Source organism: Candidatus Nanosynsacchari sp. TM7_ANC_38.39_G1_1, from assembly GCF_004138385.1.
On sequence record NZ_PQNZ01000009.1, the window covers coordinates 1 to 20570 of the forward strand.

Annotated in this window: 14 protein-coding genes and 1 tRNA gene; 14 read left to right on the forward strand and 1 reads right to left on the reverse strand. The window is 47.3% G+C overall.

Translation table 11 applies throughout. The features are described from left to right. The first annotated feature begins 273 nt into the window (after positions 1 to 273). Positions 274 to 3609, forward strand: coding sequence for a calcium-binding protein (locus G1ANC_RS01125; protein WP_244596208.1), 3336 nt, complete (start codon positions 274 to 276; stop codon positions 3607 to 3609). A 35-nt stretch (positions 3610 to 3644) separates the two neighbouring features. Here the strand turns inward: G1ANC_RS01125 and G1ANC_RS01130 are convergent, their stop codons facing one another. After that, entirely contained in the window at positions 3645 to 5063 is a 1419-nt protein-coding gene (locus G1ANC_RS01130; protein ID WP_129693201.1) for a hypothetical protein, read from the reverse strand. A gap of 232 nt (positions 5064 to 5295) precedes the next feature. Between G1ANC_RS01130 and G1ANC_RS01135 the strand changes: the two genes are divergently transcribed. From G1ANC_RS01135 to G1ANC_RS01195, 13 genes are all read left to right on the forward strand, one after another. After that, on the forward strand, positions 5296 to 7413 hold the full coding sequence (locus G1ANC_RS01135) for a type I secretion system permease/ATPase (RefSeq protein WP_129693213.1): 2118 nt from the start codon (positions 5296 to 5298) through the stop codon (positions 7411 to 7413). Then, positions 7410 to 8753, forward strand: a complete 1344-nt coding sequence (locus tag G1ANC_RS01140) for an HlyD family type I secretion periplasmic adaptor subunit (protein WP_129693202.1) — start codon at positions 7410 to 7412, stop codon at positions 8751 to 8753. Before G1ANC_RS01135 ends, G1ANC_RS01140 begins: the two co-directional genes overlap by 4 nt. 381 nt (positions 8754 to 9134) lie before the next feature. Continuing rightward, positions 9135 to 9773 carry a sensor histidine kinase KdpD gene (locus tag G1ANC_RS01145; RefSeq protein WP_129693203.1) on the forward strand — a complete coding sequence of 213 codons (639 nt, stop codon included), beginning with the start codon at positions 9135 to 9137 and terminating at the stop codon, positions 9771 to 9773. 99 nt (positions 9774 to 9872) lie between these two features. Then, positions 9873 to 9947: transfer RNA gene (locus G1ANC_RS01150), tRNA-Glu, on the forward strand. Between the two features lie 84 nt (positions 9948 to 10031). Beyond that, complete coding sequence (gene pyk / locus G1ANC_RS01155; RefSeq protein ID WP_129693204.1) at positions 10032 to 11459, forward strand: pyruvate kinase; 1428 nt, start codon at positions 10032 to 10034, stop codon at positions 11457 to 11459. 121 nt (positions 11460 to 11580) lie between these two features. Continuing rightward, positions 11581 to 12366 (forward strand): triose-phosphate isomerase, encoded by a 786-nt coding sequence (gene tpiA, locus G1ANC_RS01160; RefSeq protein ID WP_129693205.1) that lies wholly within the window; start codon positions 11581 to 11583, stop codon positions 12364 to 12366. 2 nt (positions 12367 to 12368) lie between these two features. Continuing rightward, positions 12369 to 13874, forward strand: coding sequence for a hypothetical protein (locus tag G1ANC_RS01165; protein WP_129693206.1), 1506 nt, complete (start codon positions 12369 to 12371; stop codon positions 13872 to 13874). 19 nt (positions 13875 to 13893) lie between these two features. Next, positions 13894 to 16005 carry an ATP-dependent helicase gene (locus tag G1ANC_RS01170; protein ID WP_129693207.1) on the forward strand — a complete coding sequence of 704 codons (2112 nt, stop codon included), beginning with the start codon at positions 13894 to 13896 and terminating at the stop codon, positions 16003 to 16005. Between the two features lie 75 nt (positions 16006 to 16080). Further along, positions 16081 to 17220: a resuscitation-promoting factor gene (locus G1ANC_RS01175; RefSeq protein ID WP_164997955.1), complete on the forward strand. Its 1140-nt coding sequence runs from the start codon at positions 16081 to 16083 to the stop codon at positions 17218 to 17220. 161 nt (positions 17221 to 17381) lie between these two features. Further along, complete coding sequence (locus G1ANC_RS01180) at positions 17382 to 18362, forward strand: G5 domain-containing protein (protein ID WP_164997956.1); 981 nt, start codon at positions 17382 to 17384, stop codon at positions 18360 to 18362. Beyond that, positions 18363 to 19178: a 16S rRNA (adenine(1518)-N(6)/adenine(1519)-N(6))-dimethyltransferase RsmA gene (gene rsmA, locus G1ANC_RS01185; RefSeq protein ID WP_129693210.1), complete on the forward strand. Its 816-nt coding sequence runs from the start codon at positions 18363 to 18365 to the stop codon at positions 19176 to 19178. Continuing rightward, positions 19171 to 19776 (forward strand): hypothetical protein, encoded by a 606-nt coding sequence (locus tag G1ANC_RS01190; RefSeq protein WP_129693211.1) that lies wholly within the window; start codon positions 19171 to 19173, stop codon positions 19774 to 19776. The genes rsmA and G1ANC_RS01190 overlap by 8 nt, the downstream gene beginning before the upstream one ends. Before the next feature lie 3 nt (positions 19777 to 19779). After that, a complete protein-coding gene (locus tag G1ANC_RS01195; RefSeq protein WP_129693212.1) occupies positions 19780 to 20526 on the forward strand; it encodes a polyphenol oxidase family protein in 747 nt (248 codons plus the stop codon). Positions 20527 to 20570 lie beyond the last annotated feature (44 nt).

Below are 20570 nucleotides of genomic sequence, written 5' to 3' on the forward strand. Positions count from 1 at the left end.
ATATGAATGGGGCAGTATGGGGTATTGGCTCAGTAGTCGGATCTATTAATCAGCTGAATAGCTTTTGAGATTTTGATCTATCGGATCTTCAGTTCTTCCGCCCTCCAAAATCCTTCCAATCCACTTCGCTCCTGGAAGGTTATAGCTCAATCTCCTTCTAGTGTCAGTGAAGTGAAAGTCGTAAATTATCGCGGGTATAAACGAAAGGAAGTTGTTACTCGCTCTATCCCCTTTTCTTGTACTGCTTTTCAAAACCCCGAAACAGGTGAGATAGTGTTTGCCTTTCGTGGTACTAATAATATAAAAGATTGGGGCACGGACATACAAATAGCGTCTTTCGTTCCACAGGTATTTATTCGCCAATTTCAACAAGCGAAAGACTTTGTGTTTAACACTTTAAATGAACACGGTCCAGTATGTTACGAGACTCAAGATGCCATGTTTAAAGCCCTTAATCAAAACAGCAATGTCAGTTTTACTGGACACTCGCTAGGTGGCGGGTTGGCTCAGTATATGACATACGTAACTTCTGATATGGAAAGTGGTGATATAGGGGTAAAGTCAGTAACCTTTAATGGCGTTGGTATAGGTCAGAACACTTGGGATATTGAAATATGGGATAATGGATATAAGTATAATTCAACGAATCATATTAATTCTGGAGATCTTACTGGTAATTACGGCATGAGACTGGGCAGGCAAGTTTATCACGTCGATGCATTGAGTGGAGTGCGAGCTCAATCGGTGAACCTCAAGGCGTTAACAACTATGCTTATGTATAAGGTCTATAGCCTTACGGGCAAGAATCGCAATGTTGATTATCTTGCTAAAATAAAGAACATTCAAAAGGGTCTAAAAGACGGAGATGAATATAGGAGTACTATGCTGGCATACGCAGGATTCTTTGGCGGCGGGGGTGGTTCGGGTATTGCAAGGTATCATATGCTTGACACTCTAATAGACAGGACAACAGGTAATATAACAGATACCATAGAGGAGAATGCAGCCGGCTTGGCTAAGCTCGACCAGGACAAGATCGAGAAGCTTATTGGAGCTATCAAAGTTATTGAAGTAGCTAAAAGAGAAGGTAATTATAAGGAGTCATTACTGACCAATAAATTACCTTTCTATAAATGGAAAGAACATAGATCAGGTAGATATGAAGGTATGCCTGGTAATCCTCCAGCAAAAGAGTATGGCAAAGCTAAATACAGCTATACAGACGCTCAAATTGGCTATGCAAACTACGTACTGAAAGAGTTTGAAAGGATGTTATCGAGTGGAGAATATAAAGATATTGAGGTTATTTTTCAGAAAGCTCAAGCCGAGCAAAACCGCCGCATTGATCCGCTGGTGTTTGATCTGGGCGGCGACGGAATAACGACAGTTTCACTTGAAGAATCAAACGCTTTCTTTGATTTGGATAACAACGGTTTCGCTGAAAAAACCTCGTGGGTTGGTGTTAAAGAAGGTTTGTTGGCGTATGATAAAAATGGCGACGGGGTAATTAATGGCGGTAACGAACTGTTTGGCGACCGCACTTTAATGAAAGATGGTAAGACATTGGCGTCAAGCGGTTTTGCTGCCTTGACAGAGTATGACGATAATAAAGATGGTAAGATTGACAGTAATGACGTAATATATGCGCTGTTACGAATTTGGCAAGATGCTGATGGCGACGGTATTGCTTCTGCTGGCGAGTTAAGGCGATTGGTTGATCTGGGGATTGTGTCTATTGGGTTGTCGTATAGCAACACTGGCGTGACCGACAGCGCTAATAACATCCAAGTGCGGACAGGAACGTTTACCTTGGCAGATGGCAGTTCTCGGACAGTTGGAGAATACCTACTAAATCGTAATCCAGTGCATTCGGTAGATTCGTCGCCGATAGAGATTTCTGATGGCGTTGCGCTATTGCCAAACGTACAGGGAGCAGGAAATGTTGGCTCACTGCATAAAGCGATAATGCAGGATAAATCCGGTTCTTTGCGTAGCTTGGTTGAGCAATTTATTACAGAAAAGGATGTCGCAAAACGTGAGGCGTTGACTGAGGATATTTTGACGCACTGGGCAGGGGCGGATTCTGTTGATCCAAAGAGTCGCGGCGATGTGTTTGATGCCCGAAAATTGGCTGTATTGGAAAAGTTTTTCGGTGCAGAGTTTCAAGGGATACCAAACGCCAACTCGGCACCCTTGCTAAAATCTTCGTATACTAAGTTGTTTGAGGTTGTGTATGTGTCATTGATTTCTCAGGCGCAGTTGAAAGATATAGTGAATAGCGTGGCTGATGGCAATGATGAGATTTCATTTGAGAAAGCTAAACAAGTTATAGATGCCGCTATTGCTCAAGATCCTGTTGCTGGCTCTGGCTTATTGGGCGAATTTGCGCGGGCGATGAAATATTATGGATTAAAGAGTAGTAAAGAGTTTGCTGTTTTGCGAGGTTATTATGCTGGTAAATCTGCGGAGTATGGTCGTATTATTGATTTTGCTGGCGAACAAGTTTTACGCGGTACGGCCAATGGAGAATCGCTCAGTGTGGGTGATTTGTATACTTTGATAGACGGCGACGCCGGCAACGACACCCTATGGGGCAACGCTGGCAACGACACCCTCTACGGTGGCACCGGCAACGACACTCTTGAAGGCAACGCTGGCAACGACACCCTGGTTGGTGGCACCGGCAACGACCGCCTTGAAGGTGGCGAAGGTAACGACGCCTACGTCTTCAGCAAGGGGGATGGCTTGGACACGGTTGTGGATACGAGCGGCATAGACACTATTCAGTTCGGCGAAGGAATCTCGCCAGATGACATAGTCGCCAAAGTAGTGCAAGATAGCAGCTATGTAAACCTTGAGCTATCCATAAAAGGCACAGATGACAAGATAACCGTACGTCAACACTTTGGCTACAACTACTACAACAGCTACCAAGAAACTCCTGACTACCAAATAGAAAAAGTCGTCTTTGCCGACGGCACCATCTGGGATCTCGAAACCATCCACGACAAAGCCCACAACATGTCTGGCACTGACAAAGAAGATAACATGTGCGCCCTGGATAAATCTGCTACCACATTACACGGCTTAGCTGGAAACGATAGTCTCGTCGGCGGTATTGCCAACGACCTGCTCTATGGCGACGCCGGCAACGACCGCCTATGGGGCAACGCTGGCAACGACACCCTCATTGGCGGTGAGGGCAAAGACTATCTCATAGGCGGCGAAGGCGACGACGTCTACATCTTCAACAAGGGAGATGGGGAAGACAGGATATTCGACGCGAACGGTCTAGCTGATGAGATTCGTCTAGGTCATGAATCTGTTGATGTGGTATTCGAAAGAGTCAACAGCAGTCTGCGCGTTCGCATGCCTGGATCACTTGATGCGATTACGATTGACTCTTGGTATAACGGAGACGCGTACAAGATTGAGACCTTCAAGTCTACCGACGGAAACGTAATCACTCACACGCAAATCGAAAGCCTCATTCAGGCAATGGCGTCGTTCCAGAACGATACTGGCATGACATGGGAGCAGGCGCTGTCCGAACAGCCGTCTCAAGTTCGCTCAATCGTTCAAGAGTATTGGACTGTGCCAACAGTGTAATGTACGTGTTGGTATTTTGCTTGGCGCAGCGTTGATCAAAATGTGTCGAAAAATCGTTTTATCATCAAACGAAGTAGTTTGTATATTTCGTTGATTTCGCTATTTTTGCGTATGATTTTTGGGTGGGAGTCCGCGTCCTTTCCTCTGAGATTGTCTTGAGTAACTGTGTTTGTCAATAAGTTCAATAAAAATTCTACGTCGTAGCCTTCGCTATGAACTACTTGGCAGCGCGCCGAATTGATGGATTTCAGAAGAGATTTATAATCGCTCATGTCGATGTCTAATTTATCCAGCGCGATTTTTAGAGATTTCATAAAAGTTGGTCTGGTCATCAACGCATATATTTCTGCCTCGGAGCGTAGGTAAAAGTCACGTACGTCGCTAGTTATCTCCGTTTCGATTGCTTTAATTGCGGCGATGACTTTTTGAATAGACTCGCAATTGGCTTGTTTGTTGTGTTTGTTGATTCGCTTAAATTCTCGTTCAGCAACCGCTTCGGCGAAACTTTGCAAAGCAAAAATTAGGCTAGTTACATCCATGAAAAATACTTCTGAACTTTCGCTAAATCTATAATCTGTGATTCGCGCAAAAGCTAGACCAAGTTTGCTAGTGGCGCCCAAGCGTTTGTTGCGTTTTGGGTTTAAAAAATAATAAGTCATTTTCGCCAGGTTTTTTGAATGCAGCTCGCGGTTGATTTGTAAAATTGCTCGGTATTCCGAAGCGCCAGAATCCATGGCGTACAGGTGGTTTTTAGCTAGATACAGGGAAATATCGTCACCGAGTTTTATGGAATCTATCTGACAATCTATTTGGTCAAAGTAACAAATCCAGTAGAGCTTAAAGGCTAGTAAAATTTTACCCAAATCTACAAATGCCAGCGGTTTGTCGCTGCACTCGAATTGATATTTTAATAATGTAGCGAGCCGTGCGTCATTTTTATCACGCACCCGTTCGCTGTGTCGACGGATTGAATAGCCGGCGAAATTATTCACGTCGATACTTTTGTAGGTTGCGGATTCTAATTTTTTTGACAGTGCAGACTTGGTCAGGCGCTCATATGTGCCAGTTGTGTTGACAATTGAATGGATGCTGTCTGGAATATGTTGAGCATGAATAGTTATGCTAGCTGACGGCGCAGCGGCGCGAAGTATAAAAGTGATGCCGCGGCTAATTGACCAATGCAAATAAGCGCGAATATCGTATGAAACGCCGCGCGCCTCGCCGCCAAGCAAAGTTTGCTTGTAGGACGCGAAAGGAGCTATATAGCCGTCTGGTGTTTTTATAACAACAAGTATGCTTTTGAAGTTGCCCGGCTCGACGACCGACATGCTAGCCTTTAGTTTCAGTTTAGAAATATCTAAATGACCGTGCCCTTGGGCTACTATTTTTCCTGTGGAGCTGTCTAGATAAAATACTTCGCCGATGTACGAGTTTTTGGTTAATTTTTCGCGCACTATCTCTTCCTATGTTAATCGCATGACTTATTTACAATTATACAAAAACTTTTCTAGAGCTATCGTTTTACCCACGCTTAAGCTTTGAATTATCGACCGCGCCTGTTATAGTTGTAGGCAATTAGAGGGCACTCAAGTGAAGCATGGTAAATCGTTCAATGACAAACGCGGCGCAAAAAACTCGGATGGTCGAGCGGGTATTAAGGTTGGCGCGTCGCAGGAAAAGCAGTCTATGGCAACCGACCCTGGACTGTTTTGCTTCATTAACATCGCTCACTTCCACGGCATTCCCGCCGATCCGGAGCAGATTGTGCATGCTCTCGCGATTGACTCGCATGAGGGCATGAGCGAAGGCGACATGCTGCGCGCCGCCAAATCTCTCAAGCTCAAAGCCCGCGCTGCGACCGTAAAATACAGCAAATTAGCCAAGCTGCCGCTGCCGGCAGTCGTCGGGCTCGAGAAAGAAAAGTACGCCATCCTAGCGCAAATTGTTGAGGGCAAAATGCTGATGTTGATGCCGGGTGGCACGCCGCCCAAAGTAATTTCCGCCGAAGAATTTCAGAAAAATTGGACGGGCAAAGTGCTGCTTTTTGTGCCGCGATTTTGGCAAGAAACCGATCGCAAATTCAACCTCAAATGGTTTATTCCAACAATTCTAAGATACAAAAAGCCGCTGCTGCAGGTGTTACTGGCGGCATTGATCGTGCAAATTATTGGCATTTTTACGCCGATTCTCATGCAGGTTGTTATCGACAAAGCCTTGAGCCATCACAGTGTTTCGACGCTGGATGTAATCGTCGGCGGGCTGGTGATTATCGCGATTTTTGAGACGCTGCTCGGTATCGCGCGCAACTATATTTTCACCCACACCACCAGCCGTATTGATGTGATTTTGAGCTCGCGGCTGTTTCGGCATTTGTTTGCGCTGCCGCTACGCTATTTTGAAACTCGGCGCGTCGGCGACACTACGGCGCGCGTTTTGGAGCTGGAGAAAATTCGCAGCTTCTTAACCGGCACGCCGATGACGACGGTTATCGACATCAGTTTTATGTTCGTTTACATCGCGGTGATGTGGTTTTATAGCCCGAATTTGACGTGGTTGGTCCTAGCGAGTTTGCCAGTTTTTGCGCTGCTTTCAGCGATTATTACGCCGATGTTGCGCAGCCGTTTGGACGAAAAATTTAACACCGGCGCCGACGCGCAGTCGTATTTGGTGGAGTCTATCAGCGGCGCGCAAACCATCAAATCTTTTGCACTCGAGCCGCAGCTGCAGAAAAATTGGGAAGGGCGCCTTAGTAATTATGTGCGGGCAAATTACAAAACGCAGCTGCTGTCTGGCAATGCTGGCGCGTTCGGGCAATTGATTCAGAAAGTTTTTGACATTGCGATTTTGTGGGCGGGCGCACATATGGTGATGGCGGGCAGTTTGACGATCGGCGGGCTGATTGCCTTTCGCATGTTGAGCGGTCGAGTCAGCGGGCCGGTGTTGCGCCTGGTGCAATCGTGGCAAGATTTTCAGCAAACTGGGATTTCGATGAAGCGGCTGGGCGATATTTTCAACACCAAACCAGAGCCGACGCTTGACCCGAGCAAGTCGCGGCTGCCGGCGATAAAAGGCGACGTGCGATTTGAAAATGTTCGTTTTCGCTACAGTCCAGACAGCCCCGAGGTGGTGCGCGATGTGTCGTTTGGCATTCGTCCCGGTTCGGTGATCGGCGTGGTCGGGCGCAGCGGTTCGGGCAAAAGCACCATCTCGAAATTATTGCAAAGATTATATGTGCCAGAATCCGGCAAGATTTTGATCGACGGCGTCGATATCGCCACCACCGACCCGGCTTGGCTGCGCCGGCAAATTGGCGTTGTCTTGCAGGAAAATTTTTTGTTTAACGCCTCTATTCGCGACAACATCGCGGTGCACAAACCGAGCGCTAGCATGGAAGAAGTTGTTCGCGTTGCCAAAATCGCTGGCGCGCACGAATTTATCACTGAACTCACGGAAAGTTACGATACGTCGGTCGGCGAAAAAGGCGAGGGTTTAAGCGGCGGGCAAAAACAGCGCATCGCCATCGCTCGCGCCCTATTGCACGATCCGAAAATTTTGATTTTTGATGAAGCGACGTCGGCGCTTGATTATGAATCGGAAAATATTATCCAGCAAAACATGAAGCAAATCGTCGCTGGGCGTACGGTGATTATCATCGCGCATCGTTTGTCGACGCTCAAATCGGTCGACAAAATTATGGCGATTGACCGCGGGCAATTAGTCGAATACGGCGCGCCGAGCACGTTGCTAAAACGCGGCGGTTTGTACGCGCATTTGTATCGTCAACAGTTTGGAGTCGAGGCATGAAATTTTCAAAAAATGTAAATGATTTACAATATGAATTTTTGCCAGCCNCCGAAGAAATTATCGAAAAACCAGCTGCGCCGCTCGGGCAAATTGTGATTTATTTAGTCACCTTGCTGATTGCGGTGGCGTTGGCTTGGTCGTATTTTGGCAAGCTCGACATCGTGGCGGTCGCCAGCGGCAAAGTCTCGACCGAAGGCAGTACCAAGATTATCCAGCCGGCCGTTTCGGGCGTGGTGACGGAAATCAAAGTGCGCGAAGGGCAAGCCGTGAAGAAGGGCGACGTTTTGGTTCAGCTCGATAAAACCGTGGCGGAAAAAGACTTAGCTGCCACCACCCAAAGCCTAAATACAGCCCGCGTCGAGCGCGATATTTTGCGGCGTTTAGCTAGCGGCGGCAGCACTGATGACGTCATCAATTCGGCTGAACTTTCTATTGATACCAAGGCGATTTTGCGTGAATTTGCCAGCTCGCAGGCGGCGCTAAAAAACGCGCGTCAGCAGACTTTGAGCGGCAATATCAACAACTACCAGCAGCAACTGAATTTTAATCAGCAAACCAAAAATCGGCTAGAAACGAATTTGCAGGAATTGAAAAATCGAAAAGCCGAAATCGAAAAACAACTGCCAGAAGCCAGCCCAGTTGATAGGTTGCGGCTGCAGAATGAGCTTAGCACATTGGAGCAACGTATCGCCAGCAGCGACAGCGCGGTGATTAGCCAAAATCAGCAGCTGCTGCAATCGCAATCGGCGCTCAATCAAGCCGAAAACCAGTCGCGCAGCCAAATCGCCGAAACCAACAGTACGATGAGCAGTCAAATTATCGCTACCGAAAAGCGCATCACCGAACTCGAAAACAGCCTGGTCAAAGCCAAGCAAAATTTAGCGCACACTACCATCACGGCGCCGGTTGACGGGACAGTTCTGCTGCTGGCGACCAAAACCGTTGGCGGCGTGGTGAATGCCGGGCAGCAGCTGGCGCAGGTCGTGCCCGAAAAAGTGCCACTCTACGTCGATGCGACGTTAGAAAACCAAGATGTCGGCTTCGTCAAGCAAGGTCAGCGTGTCGTTGTCAAAATTGCTACATATCCGTTTCAGCGCTACGGCTATTTAGTGGGTGAAGTCGAAACCATCAGCCCAGACGCCATTGAGGACGAAAAGAAAGGTTTGGTCTACAAAGCCAAAATCAAATTAGACAGCAGTCAAAGCTCCAAACAAGCCGACCTCAAATTACTACCCGGCATGAGCGTCTCAGCCGAAATCACCACTGGCAAACGGCGAATTATTGAATTTTTCCTTGACCCACTCATTACACATACCGAAGATAGTTTGAAGGTTCGCTAGAGTGCGACTTTGTCGAAATAGCGGATTGTTATTAACCGCAGCAATTCATATAGCCGAGTAGCTTCATTATCCTCTTTCATGACGGGCCGTTGATTGCCTTTCTCGTTAGCACTTAACTACATAAGATTAGATAGGTGCTCCCATATTTAAATATTCTTCCCAGCATTTCAATGAATCCCTACTAAACTCCGGCAGAAGCCGTTCGCTTTCGGCGAGGTTTTTGATAAATTCGTAATATTTTCGCTCTTTTTCGCGAAGGTCGCCGGTGAAGAATAGTGCTAAAATCTCATCGTTATTTTGCGAGTCTAATGTTTTGTAGCTGTTTTTCGGCGAGCCACCAGCTGCGCACGCCGCTCACAAGCGTTAAAGGTTTATTTAAGTATGGTGCTCGACGGCGACGCGGGCGAAATCAGCGCTTCGCAGCGGCAGTTATTGCAAGAAGCCTTTACGAGCAGTGAGCGCATGGTGCATTTGATCAGCGATTTTCTGAACGTGAGCCGGCTACAAACGGGCAAGTTTGTTATTGATCAAGTGCAGACAGATCTAGTATCTCTGGTCGCTGAAGAGGTTGCGAATGTCAGCCAGGTAGCGTCGGCGCACAAGGTGAATGTGAGGTTCCGTAAGCCTGCGCGCTTTCCGCTATTGTATTTAGATGAGAATAAATTGCGCCAGGTGATTATGAATTTGATTGATAACGCGATTTATTATTCACCGAACGCTGATACAGTACGCGTGCGTTTGTCGATTGAGGATGGCGATGTAGTACTGCGAGTCGTCGACCATGGCATGGGCGTGCCAAAAGACGCGCAAAAGCGGCTTTTCACGAAATTTTTCCGCGCTGAAAATGCTCGCCGCCAGCGCCCAGACGGTACAGGTATCAGTCTGTATCTTGCAAAAAAAGTGATACATGGGCACGGCGGCTCGCTTATTTTTGAGTCGGAGCTTGGAAAAGGTAGTACTTTCGGATTTCGGCTGCCGATTCGCCGGCTGGAAAAGCCGCCGAAAAAGACCGTTCCGTAACGTTTTGCTTAGCGGCAGAGCGCTTGCGCTATAAAGTGCCATCTGGTAAAATAGAGCAACGCGCTTTAGTAATTGCGTAGGGTATATACCTACCTCTGTGGCCTTATCGTCTAACGGTTAGGACACCAGGTTTTCATCCTGGCAATCCGGGTTCGATTCCCGGTAAGGTCACCATATAATATAAATTTGCACTTGTCAAGTACGTCCTAGTCTGGGCGTACTATTTTTGTGGAACACATTAGAGTATAATAACTATCTATGAGTAATACATTTAAAAGGACTAAGATACTGGCGACTCTGGGGCCAGCCACAAATTCACCAGAGAAAATCAAACAATTAATTGAAGCTGGCGCAAATGGCTTTCGTTTGAACTTTAGCCATGGATCGTACGAAGAACGGCTTGATCAGATCAAGTGGATTCGTGATGCTAGCGCCGAAGTTGGCCGAACGGTAGCAATCTTGCAAGATTTACAAGGACCAAAAATTCGTCTCGGCGTTCTAAAGAATAACCACTTAGACGTTAAGGCTGGCGACGAGATCGTTCTCGATCATGCAATTCAAGAACACGATGGCAGTACGAATTTGCCGATTCAATACAATTTAGCTAACAAAGTTAAGGTTGGCGAGCCAGTTTACTTGTTTGACGGCAAGATTCGCGGCGAGATGATTGAGCGGGTTAGCGATACAGCAATCAAGATTCGTATTCTGAACGATGGATTCTTGATGAGCCGTAAAGGCTTGAATCTGCCAGACACCGACTTTGGCGGCGATATTTTAACGCCAAAAGATTTGGCTGACGTAGAGTTTGGCGCCGATAAAGATATTGATTTTGTAGCCCTCAGTTTTATTCAGAGCGCAGACGATATCAATAACTTGCGGCAGATTATGCTAAGCCACGGTTCGACAGCGCAGATTATTGCGAAAGTTGAGACCAAAGCAGCTATCGAGATGGAGTCGCTCAAAGAAATAGTCAAAGCTGCTGACGGCGTGATGATTGCGCGCGGCGACTTAGCGGTCGAGACTAGCCCCGAGATTGTACCGATTGTCGAACGCGAAGCAATTCGCTTGTGCCGTAAATACGGTAAACTATCAATAGTGGCAACGCAAATGTTAGCCAGCATGGTCGATAATCCAGAGCCGACTCGCGCCGAAGTTAGCGATGTAGCAACAGCAGTAATCCTCGGTACTGATGTGGTGATGCTCTCTGATGAGACAGCTAACGGTAGTTATCCTGTCGAGGCAGTCAAAATGATGGCCAAGACGGTGCGCTACACGCAGTCGCGCTGGCCGATGAATGACATGCCGATTGAATATGGCGAGAAGAACCGCCGCCGTAATGCGATTGCTAATGCTGCGGTAGTAGTAGCTAACCAAGTAGACGCCGATGTGATTATTGCCGAAACTAAATCTGGCGCGACGGCTGCGCGGATTGCAGCTTGCCGTCCAGAGTTGCCAATCGCTGCAGTAACACCGAATAAGCGTGTGGCTCAACAGTTAGCTTTGTCATACGCTACCCGTTCATATGTGCGTAAAGAGGGCGAGCATGTTGGTACAAAATTAGCCAAAGAATTGCTTGATTGGGGTACTTTCGGGCGCGATGACAAATTGACTGCGGTTGTTGTCAGCGGCCGTCAGTCGGGTGTAGCCGGCGGTACCGACACATTGCGTGTGCGTGTTGTTGAGTAAAATACAACAAAAATTTAAGAGACACCTCGCTTGTGGCGAGGTGTTTTCACGCAAAAAACTAGACGAGCGTTAATAACTGTAGTAAACTAGACGCAAGGGTAAACATAAGCAAGTATAAAACGTGGGCAAGAAACTTATTATTGCAAACTGGAAAATGAACCTCACTGTCAATGAGGCGAGTTTGTATGTTCATAAACTCGACAAGCTGGTTGGCAAGCTCAAAAATACTGAGGTAGTGTTGGCACCGACCATGTTAGCGCTCCAGCCGCTTAATATGCAGGTGCAACATCATCACTTTAACCTGGCAGTGCAGAACTTTTATTGGCGTGACAGCGGTGCTTACACTGGTGAAGTATCAGCGTCGCAGCTGCGCGGTATCGTACAATATGGCATAATTGGCCACAGCGAGCGCCGGCATATCTTTGCTGAGCGCAGTAAAGATATTCGCAGCAAAGTGCAAGCGGCAGTGCGTAATAATATTACGCCTGTATTGTGTATTGGTGAGACAGCCCAAGAACGAGCCAACAAGGAAACGTCTGATGTAATTCGCGATCAGTTGGTGGGAGGACTAGCTAATATCACGAGCGTTGAGGTTGGCCAGATTGTTATAGCTTATGAGCCAGTGTGGTCAATCGGTACTGGTAAATTCGCTTCACCGCGCGACGTTGAACGCGCCGTTAAATATATTCGTCGGCAAATTGAGCATCTTTTCGGTAAGGTCGCTGCCGAGAATGTCCGCGTACTTTACGGCGGTAGCGTTAATCTTGATAACGCTATGTCGTATTTGCAAACAGCTGGTGTAAATGGTTTGCTTATCGGTGAATCAAGTTTGGATGTCTATGCTTTTGCTGGTATTATCAAAAAATGTGAAGATATGCCATCCTTACCAGTAAAGAGAGGTAAATAGCCATGACAGAGTTCGACTTCGACGAGCTAGATCGTTCAATTACCGAGGCTATGTCCAAGAGCGGATTATTAAAAGAGGACGACCAACATGCTGAGACACCAACGCCACCGGCTGTCTCTACGCCTTCAAATCCTTCCTCTAATGCTGCGCCAGTTTCAGTTGAGCCTAATAAATTAGCTCCTGGTCCTGGTCCAGTTGCGAATATGACGGCTTCACCCTCGCCGGCCGCAACGGTTGGCGTCGCTAAGCAGCCAAGTTCATCTGTATCAACAGCTAGTGTACCAGTTTTGACTACAGCTCCAGCACAGCCAGCTGTTGGGGTGTCTACCGCTCAGGTTCAGACTTTGCCAACAAACGGTGCTTCAGCTTCGGCTGGTGTGTCGGTCGCTTCTCAGGCTTCTACTGTTGTTCAAAATTCGGCTCTAAATAGTTCAGTACCGTCGCCAGCTCCCCAGTCGTTGCCGCAAACTATAGCCCCGCCGCAGGTAGCGGCAATTGGCGGAGCTGTGCCAGTCCGATCGGGATTACCAAAAAAAATGAAGACTAAGAGTCGCGGCCGTTTCATGGACATAGTTAGTTCGCAGCCAGGTGTCAACAAACACCCCGCCAGCAAAGTTAAGTATTCTACGATGCCGGCACAGTCGTTAAGTAATGTGTCATCTAATATTTCTGGCGGCTCGTCTCAACAATTAGGGTCAACTGGCCAGCGAAGCGCTCAGCGTCTTGCTGCTGGTTCTACTCAGTTTAGTTCTAACGAAAATGTAGCAGCAAATACAAATAACGTTTCTAGCGAACTGCAATCGTCTGAATCGCGAGTTTTTCACGGTAGCAGCGCATTGTCTCAAGCTTCACAGTCTAATCCTGGTTTTGAAGACAAAAATGATTATGATGAAGCAGACGACAGCAAAAATGAAAAAAGATCGTATTCTATCGGCGGTACACACGGTAGGGATATTACACCGTCTGCCGAGCTTGTTGAGTCGCTACAGAAAGACGCGCAAGATGCTAGCAACGAGATTGGCTTTTCGCAAGCAGAATCGCGAGCTAACGACATTCAATCAATTGAGGACGCTTCAGCCGAAAACGATGAAGATGACGCTAGAACACAAGACGCGCCAGCTCCTAAAAAACATCGGTTTATGCCGATTGGCGGTAAGCCAAAGCCTGTTGAAAAAACTCTTAACCCTCCTGCTGCCGAAGCTCCTGTTGCTAATGTAGAAGATACGAGCGAGCAACCCGAGCAACTAGCTGAACCTCTGACAAATCAGACGGTAGATTCGCCTGTACAGTCCGTTACTACAGAACCAGATCCGCCCCGCGAGCAAACCATCGACGAAATTGAATCAGGCGCTATTTATGATACTTCTGAATATTATACTGAATTCAAGGATGATAAGAAACATAAGCAGTCGCGTCATTCGGGCTTGAAATGGTTTTTGGTGATCATAGTATTCTTGGCTTTGGGTGCGCTGGCGGGCGCCGGCTATTTCTTCTTGACTCGCTATTAACGCGATATAATGAATAGTGATGGATATATTTGATGGTCTTAATGACGCGCAGAAAGCAGCTGTCGCTTATACGGATGGTCCGTTGTTGGTTTTGGCGGGCGCTGGCAGTGGCAAAACCAAGACTTTAACTCACCGGATAGCTTATCTATTGACACACGAAAGAGTCTGGCCGAACGAAATTCTGGCGGTGACATTTACTAATAAAGCAGCTCGCGAGATGCGCGAGCGCTTGTCGGCTTTGATTAGTCAGCCTAATACGCGGCAATTCATGCCGTGGATGGGTACATTTCACGGGATTTGCGTGCGAATTTTGCGGCGCGACGGGCCGGCGATTGGTGTGCCGTCGAATTTTATTATTTATGATGAAGCCGACCGTCAAGGATTGATCAAGCAAGCGATGAAACAGCTGTCAATCGCTCCAGATAAACTCAAACCACGTTCAGTTAGCGCGGCAATTTCTAACGCTAAAAACGATTTACTTATGCCAGATGATTACGCAGCAGCTGCGCAATATCCGAATCAGCAGCATATCGCTAAGATTTATGACATGTACGAGCAACTACGTAGCGAGGCTGGCGCCTTAGATTTCGATGACTTGTTGATCGAGACGGTGCGTTTGCTGCGCGATGCCAGTGAAATTCGCCAAAAGTATCGCCAGTATTTCAAGCATATTCTCATTGACGAGTACCAAGACACTAACGCTGCGCAGTATGCTATCGTTAAATATCTAGTCAACGATGCACGTAATATTTGCGTGGTCGGTGATGATTGGCAGTCGATTTACAGCTGGCGCGGGGCGGATTTCAAGAATATTCTTAATTTTGAACGGGACTTTCCTGGCGCAAAGGTGATCAAGTTAGAGCAAAATTATCGTTCAACAGGTGCTATCCTAGAGGCGGCGCAAAAGGTTATTGCCAAGAATGTCGAACGGACTGACAAAAAACTCTGGACGGCGGCTGGCAATGGTGCGCCAGTGCAAGTTCAGGCGGTACGCGATGAGTCCGAGGAAGCTTATGTGGTAGCGAACCGCATCGCGGCTCAAGTTTCGATCGGTGCTCGTCGCTACGGTGATTTTGCAGTATTGTATCGTACTAATGCGCAGAGCTTTGCTTTTGAACGTGCCTTCATGCAGCAAAGAATTCCATATCAACTGGTTGGCGGCGTGCGCTTTTATGATCGCAAGGAAATCAAGGATATTATCGCCTATTTGCGTTTATTATATCAACCGAACGACCGGATGAGCTTTAGTCGAATTGCGAATGTGCCGGCTCGCGGTATCGGCGCGACTAGTCTAGAGAAATTCTTACGATGGCAAAACGATAACAATATGGACATCATCGCTTCGCTGGTGAATGTCGAGCAAACTAGCGTTTTGACGCCGCGCGCCAAAAAATCATTATTGCGTCTGGGCGAGATTTTACGCGAATTGCAGGCGCTTGTTCTTTCTGATACTAGCCCAAGCGATATTATTGAAAAGCTGCTTGAAAAGATTGCTTATCGAGATTATGTCATGGATGGAACGCCGCAGGCTGAAGAGCGTGATGATAATTTGAGCGTGCTCATAGCGGACGCTAAATCTTTCGCGACGTTGCCAGACTTTCTCGAAGAGGCAGCACTAATGAGCAGCGTCGATCAGCAAAGTGATGGTGAAAAAGTCACATTAATGACCTTGCATGCCGCTAAAGGACTGGAATTTCCGGTGGTTTTCATGGTCGGTATGGAGGATGGCTTGTTTCCGAGCGAGCGAGCGCTTGAAGAGGGTCCGCGCAATCTCGAGGAGGAGCGGCGCTTGTGCTACGTGGGTATGACGCGGGCGCGTGAAGAGTTATATCTGTTGTACGCGCAGAGCCGTGCGCAATTCGGCTTGCGATCGTACAATCAGCCGTCGCGTTTTCTCGACGATATGGGTATGGGATTGTTCGCGGTTGAACCTAACGCTATTGATTCGAATCCAGCTTATAATGATTTTGACGAGCCGGTGATGAACTATGATATTGGCGATCGAGTGCGCTCGCTGCAATTTGGCGATGGCGAGATCATTGACATTGACGGCTTAGCAGTTAGCGTGAAGTTCGATAACGGTGCTGTCAAAAAGCTCAACGTTGAATACGCCCACCTCGAGAAGCTGTAGCAAAATAACCAATCTTTTGCTATAATTATAACTGCGCGCTAGTTTGCGCGCCTACGTATGAAAAATATTGCGAGAATGAAATTACGTTGGCTGATTACCGGCTCTATGCTATTAGCTTTGGCTGGATTGTCTGTTTATACGGCAATTATGCCAAAAGCGCGGGCTGACGAGCGTAGCCTAGCGGTCGGCGAGCATATCATTACCGTTCATGATGACGGTCAAAGTAAAGGATTTATTACTAAAAAACAGACTTTGCGTGAGGCTCTTGCCGAGGCAGATATCAAGCTAGACCGTAACGATCGAACCGAGCCAAATATTGATGAGCGCTTGGTAGCAAATTCATATAACGTTAATATTTATCGAGCCCGAACGGTGGTTGTCAAGGATGGCTCTCAGCTCACTAAAATTATTACATCGTACCGTACTGGAAAGCAGATAGTTAAACAAGCTGGCATTGCTGTACGCGATGAAGATATTCTAACCTTGTCGCAGTCTAATAGTCCAATGCGCGATAGTGCAGCAGAAGTATTGTCTATTAAACGAGCAACGCCATTCAATTTTGATTTCTACGGTAAAAAAACCATTTCTTATACGCAAGCCAAAACCGTTGGCGAGATGCTAGCTGAAAAGCACATTAAAATGTCTGCCAATGACGTCATTGTTCCGAATAAAGATACAAAAATATCTAGAGGCATGAATGTTCGCCTGTATCGTAACGGCACGCAGACAGTTACCGTTGACGAAGACATACAGTTTGAGACTGAACAGATCAAAGACGTTAATCGCGATAAAGGATACAAAGAAATTCAAACCAAAGGGGTTAACGGCAAGCGTACAGTTACGTATGAGATTAACGTCCAAAACGGCGTTGAAGTATCACGCCGCGAGATCAATAGCAATATTATTCAGCAGCCAGTTAAGCAAGTAGAAATTATTGGTGCTAAAACTTCAGCTACGTTTAATGGCAGTTTCGCTGAAGCTTTGGCGCGTTTGCGTAGCTGCGAGGGTAGCTATACATCAGATACAGGTAACGGTTATTATGGTGCGTATCAATTTGACAAGAGTACATGGGGTAATTTCGGAGGCTACAACAATCCTGCTCAAGCTCCGGCTGATGTCCAAGATCAGAAAGCATGGGAGACTTATAAGAGGAGGGGTTGGCAACCTTGGCCGTCTTGTAAAATTAAAATGGGATTACAGGATATATATCGGTAGTTGTTGATTGTCTGCGACGTTACTGATTGACATTCGACGCATAATTTGTTATAATATAAGAGATACAGTGGGTGATTTTGAATAAAATGAGCTTAAATCGATATTATCAACGTATTTGCTGTTGTGTTTTTGGTGCGGTCTTGGCAATCTCTAGTACTGGTATGTTATCGTTTTTTGCGAATACTGCGGCGGCAGATAGTCCAGCTGCGGTTAAAGCACAACCATCTAGTCATATAATCACCATTTACGACGGTGGCCGGGAGCAATCGATAATCACTAAGGCATCGACAGTGCAGAAAGCGCTAGAAGAATTCGGCGCAAGATTGGATAAACAGCATGATATTGTCGAACCGGGTCTGGATACACCGATTACCAACAATGGCTTCAAAATAAATATTTATCGGGCGCGGACGATAACGATAGTCGAAGGTGCTCGCCGCATGCGAGTCAATACGGCAGCGCAGACGCCAACACAGATTGCGCAAGCTGCGGGGATTGTTTTGTATCGCGAGGATAAAGTTCGATTTACGCCGCCAGAGGATGTCGCTTTGGATGGATCGAGCTTGCTGATGAGGATTACGCGGGCAACTAGGCGTACTGTGACCGCCGAGGAAGAAATTGATTTCCCGGTTGAGCAAATACGCGACGACAGCCAGCCTCTTGGTTATCGCCAGGTAAAGCAGGCGGGAGCTAAAGGGCTGCGCAAATTGACTTATAAAGTTGAAGCGCGCGATGGTGATGAAATTAGCCGTCAGCAAATTTCTAGCGAAATTATCAAGCAGCCCAAAAAGCAAATTGAAGTAATCGGCACCAAGCCGAAAAATCCGTTAACCAAGGGTAAGGGCGCGCAAATATTTACCGATTCACGCGGCGTGGCGCACCGCGAAACCTATTATGATTTACCGATGAATATTGTTGCTAACGCCTGCGGCGGCGGTGGCTACACGGTGCGGGCGGACGGCGCTAAGGTGGACAAGGACGGCTATATTTTAGTGGCGGCAAATTATGGTAATTATCCGCGCTGTTCGGTGGTGGAAACCAGTATGGGCCCTGGCAAGGTGTATGATACTGGCGGTTTTGCGGCCCGGCATCCACATGGGTTTGACCTGGCGACTGACTGGACGAACGGGGACGGACGTTAGATGGCGTCAGCGCGTGGGCCGAAAAAAGAGTTAGGCCAGCATTGGCTGCGCGACCCAGAGATTTTGGCGGAAATTGCCGAGGCGGCGGAGCTGAGCAAAGATGATGTGGTTTTAGAGATTGGGCCAGGACTTGGCACGTTGACCAGCCGGTTGTTGGCGCGAGCTCAGCGCGTAGTGGCGGTGGAGTTTGATGGGGATTTGGCGCGCAAGTTACCGGGGCAATTTCCTGGCAAAAATCTGGAAGTAATCAATGAAGATATTTTGCAGTTTGATTTGAATCAGTTGCCGAAGGGCTATAAAGTAGTCGCCAATGTGCCTTACTATATCACCAGCAAAATTGTCGAAAAACTAATGACGGCAGAAAATAAGCCGAGTTTGGCGGTACTGCTGGTACAAAAAGAAGTTGCTGAGCGTATCGCGGCCGAGCCTGGCGAAATGAGTATTTTAGCGGTTAGCGCGCAGCTATTTGCCCAAGCAAAGCTAGACATTGAGGTGCCGCGGCAGTTCTTCACGCCGCCGCCAAAAGTTGATTCGCAAGTGGTGGTATTGAGAACTCGCACCGAACCACTAGTTGATTCTGAAGACCAAAAAGACTTTTTCCGCATTGTCAAAGCCGGTTTTTCGGCCAAGCGTAAAAAACTGCGCTCCAGCTTGAGCGGCGGACTGGGTGTCAGTAAAGCTAGCGCCGAACAGTTGCTGAAAAAGGCTAACATTTCACCTGATGTCCGTGCTGAAGATTTGGCGATTGACGATTGGCAGCGACTGCTGGCGGTTCAGAAAAATATTAAACACAACGAGGGGAAATACAATGAGTAATCAAACTAATACTAATGCGACGCAATTTGGTACAATTGCGCAGAATATTGCGCCATACGGCGTGATGATGGCGATCTTTGCGCTGGTTTATGCCGCGTGCTTTGGGCTTGCCTGGGGCTGGGCTGGCTGGACGCTGCTCGGGCTAGTATGTGTAGCGGCGTTGATTATAGTGGTGCTTAGCGTGAGGAATATCTGCCACGCTAAACAGTTTCCCGTAGCACAGACAGCTGAGGGGCAGCGAATCGTCCGGACTATGGGTATTTTGAGCGGTATTACATATAGTACGATTTGGTTGCTGGGCATCATATTGGCTGTCATTGGGCAGGCAAAATTTATCATGCCGATGGTGACACTGCTAATTGGTTTTCATTTTGTGCCGCAAGCGAAAATCATGAGTCGCAAAATTGATTATTTCGTAGCGCCAGTGCCAATTTTTTCTGCTGTAGTGGCTATCTACTTAGGATGTTTTACAAACGAACCGTGGACGGTGTTGTACGCAGTGGCTGGCGCGGGTGGTGCAACGGCGACGCTTACATATGGCTGTTATATTATATATGCGTATAGACGATTGATGCGACAATATGGAATTGAGCGGTAGAGGATGATTAGGACAGACCAGCCAACCTATTTCCCGCCTGAACTGCTCATTGCGGTTTCGTCGAAAGACGACGGTACCATGCTAAATCGTATTCGCGGTCGCCACGTAGCTGAGGTGCTGGAGAATCGGCGGCAGTTTTGCGATCAGATTGGTGTTAAGTATGACGACGTTGTTTATCACGTAATTTCCTATGACCAAGCACAAACTTTTGATAGTATAGCCGAAGTTACTGAAACTGACACAGTGAAATACAACAACGAGGGGATTTTTGCTGACGCACTATACACCGAAACGGCTGGCGTAGGCTTGTTCTTGCCAGTGGCGGACTGTATCGCCACCGTCATCTATGATCCAAAACGCCGGGCGCTTATGCTGGCGCATTTGGGTCGGCATTCGACGGTGGCGCAGTTGATGACAAGGGCGATTCAGTATTTTGTCGAGCATGGTAGCCAGGCAAAAGATTTACAAATTTGGATGTCGCCAAGCATCACGCAGAAAAATTATCGTATGGATTATTTTGATCATGTGGATAATACGAAGTGGCGCAATTTCTGTCACCAAACGGCTGACGGAATTTATATGGACATGCAAGGGTTTAATCGTTCATTAGCCGTCCAGTCGGGCGTTCCTAGTGATAATATTTTCATTTCATCAATTGACACAGCAGATGATCCAAATTATTTCTCACATTCAGCTGGTGATACAGGGGGAAGATTCGCAGTGCTAGCAGAGATAAAATCTACTAAATAAGCTCCAAAACGTCATGGCAATGTTGTGTGTTATCTTGATTATCA